The sequence below is a fragment of the Bradyrhizobium sp. SHOUNA76 genome, assembly GCF_023006445.1.
In the GTDB taxonomy this organism is placed as follows: domain Bacteria; phylum Pseudomonadota; class Alphaproteobacteria; order Rhizobiales; family Xanthobacteraceae; genus Bradyrhizobium.
Genome location: NZ_JALBHA010000960.1, coordinates 1 through 1,015 on the forward strand (window position 1 = coordinate 1; position 1,015 = coordinate 1,015).

The following is a 1,015-nucleotide window of genomic DNA, read 5'->3' on the forward strand; positions in this document are numbered from 1 at the left end:
CGCTCAATCGCGCGGCAGATCGGCTACCCCGTGATCCTGAAAGCGGCGGGCGGCGGCGGCGGCCGCGGCATGCGGATGGTGGAGAGCGAGACTGGCCTCACTGATGCGATCGCCGTGACGCGGGAGGAGGCGCGGCGCGGCTTCGCCAACAGCGAGATCTACATCGAGAAATTCCTGCACCGGCCGCGACATGTCGAGATCCAGGTGATTGCGGATACCCATGGCAATGCCGTCTGGCTGGGCAGCCGCGATTGCTCGCTGCAGCGACGACACCAGAAGGTGCTGGAGGAGGCGCCGGCACCGGGACTGGACCGGGACGTGCTGGCGCAGATCGGCGAGCGCTGCGCCGAAGCCTGCCGGCAGCTCGGATACCGCGGCGTCGGCACGTTCGAGTTCCTCGTCGAGGATGGCGCGTTCTACTTCATCGAGATGAATACGCGCCTGCAGGTCGAGCACCCCGTCACCGAGATGACCGCAGGAATCGACATCGTCGAGGCGCAGATTCGCGTTGCTCAGGGCGAGGCGCTGCCGTTCGCGCAGGGCGACATCGCTTGCCACGGTCATGCCTTCGAATGCCGGATCAACGCCGAAGATCCCGATACGTTCGTGCCGTCCCCCGGCGTGATCACCGCCTGGGAGCTCCCCGGCGGCCCCGGCGTGCGCATCGATAGCCACGCCAGCAGCGGATATCGCGTGCCGCCATATTACGACTCGCTGATCGGCAAGCTCGTCGTGCACGGCACGACGCGCGACGAGGCGCTGGACCGGCTGCGCATCGCCCTCGACGAAATGCGCGTGGAGGGGATCGCGACCAACCTGCCGCTGCACCGGCGCCTCGTCAGGGATGCCGCGTTCATCCGTGGCGGCGTCAGCATTCACCATCTCGAGCAGCAATTGCGCTGGAGCGGCGAGGCATGACGACGAACCTGCCGCAACTCAGCCTGCTGGGGACGACCGCGCTGCTGTTCGAAGCGCCGGGCGAGACCACGCTGACGACGCAGCGCCGCATCTGGGC

Annotated in this window: 1 protein-coding gene; it reads left to right on the plus strand. The window is 67.7% G+C overall.

Features of this window, described 5'->3' with window-relative positions; translation table 11 throughout:
* A partial coding sequence (locus tag MOV74_RS38955) for an ATP-grasp domain-containing protein (protein WP_246932908.1) occupies nucleotides 1–918 on the plus strand: 918 nt, incomplete at its 5' end.
* Nucleotides 919–1,015 lie beyond the last annotated feature (97 nt).